Source organism: Acidovorax sp. KNOB132 (assembly GCF_057541515.1).
On the sequence record NZ_BAAJYT010000395.1, the window covers coordinates 1 to 2,383 of the forward strand.

Here is a 2,383-nt window from a genome sequence, read left to right on the forward strand (position 1 = left end):
CGACTGGGGCGTCTCCAGCAGGGCGGTGTCCGTCTTGGTGGCCGTTCTGCTACTTCGCGCGACATAGCCTTGCATGCTCGGACTGGAGACAGCATCGGCGGTCACGTGCAGCGTGGGAAACGTCTTCGCAGCGGACCTCTCCGAGGGCCTCACCAGAATCAGCCGCTCAGTGAGTTCCACATCCGCTACCAGTCCGCTACCCATCAACATCTGGCGCAATGCGTCGCGCCGCGTCAGTGTGCCCGCCACTGCGGCGGCCTTCTTGCCTGCCACCAGTTCGGGCGGCGCCAGCAATTGCATACCGGCCTGCGCCGCGAAGTCGTTGAGTGCGTCGCCCAGCGGTTGCGTCCGGATGGACAAGGGGATCGGCACGTCCGCGTAAGGCGCATCTTTGGCATGTGCCGGCATGCCGGCGAGGCAAAAAACCGAAGTGAGGAGAGTCGCACCCACCAACGAGGGAGACGCAAAAAACACTTCATGACGCATGGCACCGAGCTCCGAAAATCAAGGATGGGCTGAATGGAAATCGGTGGCGACCGAATGCGGCCCGAGCCAGCGCGCATGGGCGTCGGCTCCGCCCTGAGCGCGGTGGCATCAGGGCACATCGGTGTGGCTGCCTCAAAAAAGACACCGCAGGGACGATCGTGCGCCCTGCGGTCAACGCGTCGCCGCAAGAATCGGGCAAACGATCAGCGCGCGCCTTGCTGCTCGTAGTCCGTCAGGTAATGCTCGGGGTTGCTCTGCGCCGACAGGTCGGCGTCGTAGCGCACCCAGGTCGGCTTCTGCGAGCCAGGCACATACAACTCGCCCGAACTCTCGTTGAGGATCAGCAGCACGTAGGGGCGGCCATTGAGCTGGACCGTGTACCGGGTGTCCTTGGCCGTGCTGGTGGTGGTCGCCAGCAGGATCTTCTGGTCGATCGCGCTGTCGGAATCGGTGACCTGGATCAACGCCTGGTTCTTCTCGCGCGGGCCATAGCGCAGGGTCCAGGCCTTGACCCCATCGGTGGATGCATAGGTCTTCACCTGCGTGGCGATCTCGGCGCGCGGCGCGGCGGCGTGCACCGATGCGACGGCGCCGACGAACAGCGGGATAACGAGCACGGCGGTGGCAGTGATTTGACGCAGACGAGCGCGAAAATTCATTCAGGGCTTCCTTGTGTTTTGGACGTGGAATCGACATCCCAGCGCATCGGTCGGCGGCAACGCCCCGCCGAGGCAGGATGCCGAAGCGGCTGGGCAGCCATCCGGCACCGGGCCATCGGCGCGAATCGGTTTGCCCATCCTGTACAAGACGAACCAGGGGCAGGGTTTCCCTACCCCGGGAACCGGCACATTGCGCTTCGCACTCGACATGCTTGACCACGGCAGCCACGCGATGCCCTGCCCCTGCACTGCAATGGCTTGCTCGGGGCGCGCAGTTGCGCTGGGGTGGATGACGTGTCAACGTGAAAGGGCCAGGCAGCGCCGAAGCGCCACCTGGCCCTTTTTCAACGGACTACCGCCTCACTTCCAGTTCGCCGCCAGCACCGACTCCAGCCCACTCTGGTAGTTGGCCGGCAGCGTCGTCTGCCCCGCCGCGGGCGGCGAGAACGATGCCATGGCCTGCACCAGGTTTTGCACCTGGCTGTTGGTGAGGCTCTTGCCGTCCCCCGCGTCGAACCGCTCCACCTGGTTCTTGGTACCGGAATACCAGTCGGTCACCATGAATTTGTCGTTCGTGCCGATGACGCTCACCTCCAGGTTGTTTCCTGACTTGCGGAACCACAGTTGGCGCGACGAGATGTCATTGGCGAACTTCGCGATGTCCTGGTTGCCGCTGGTGGTGTCGTTCTCCTGGATCGTGTCGAGGCCGTAGCCTCTGCCGAGCCAGTAGGTGTCGTTGCCCAACCCGCCGACCAGCGCGTCGGCCCCGGCCGCGCCGTCCAGGTAGTCCGCGCCCGCGCCGCCGGTCAGCGTGTTGCGCCCGCGTTGCCCAGCAGCCGGTTGTTCAGCGCGTTGCCGGTGCCGTTGAGCGCGGACGATCCCGTCAGCGTCAGGTTCTCCACGTCGCTCCCCAGCGTGTAGGCGATGGAGGACTCCACGGTGTCCGTGCCGCCGTTGGCGCCTTCCGTCACAGTGTCGCTGGCGTTGTCCACCACGTAGACGTCGTCGCCTGCGCCGCCGCTCATCGCGTCCGCACCTGCGCCACCGTCCAGCCGGTTGGCCCCGCTGTTGCCAGTCAGGCTGTTGGCCAGGGCGTTGCCGGTGCCGTTGATGGCGGCCGTACCGGTCAGCGTCAGGTTCTCCACGTTCGCCGCCAGGGTGTGGGTGATGGAAGACTCCAACGGCATCGGTCCCGCCGTTGGCCGGCCTCGATCACCGTATCGCCCGCGTTGTCCACC

The 2,383-nt window shown here is 65.5% G+C and carries 3 protein-coding genes and 1 pseudogene; all 4 read right to left on the reverse strand.

What is annotated here, in order from left to right; genetic code table 11:
• Positions 1–486, reverse strand: a pseudogene (locus tag AC27IO_RS22915) (TonB-dependent siderophore receptor); the annotation flags it as partial.
• Positions 487–689: 203 nt separating this feature from the next.
• Positions 690–1,103: a hypothetical protein gene (locus AC27IO_RS22920; RefSeq protein WP_498740956.1), complete on the reverse strand. Its 414-nt coding sequence runs from the start codon at positions 1,101–1,103 to the stop codon at positions 690–692.
• Between the two features lie 402 nt (positions 1,104–1,505).
• On the reverse strand, positions 1,506–1,889 hold the full coding sequence (locus AC27IO_RS22925) for a calcium-binding protein (protein WP_498740958.1): 384 nt from the start codon (positions 1,887–1,889) through the stop codon (positions 1,506–1,508).
• Positions 1,890–1,951: 62 nt separating this feature from the next.
• The coding region (locus AC27IO_RS22930) for a calcium-binding protein (RefSeq protein WP_498740960.1) at positions 1,952–2,383 on the reverse strand (432 nt) is incomplete at its 5' end.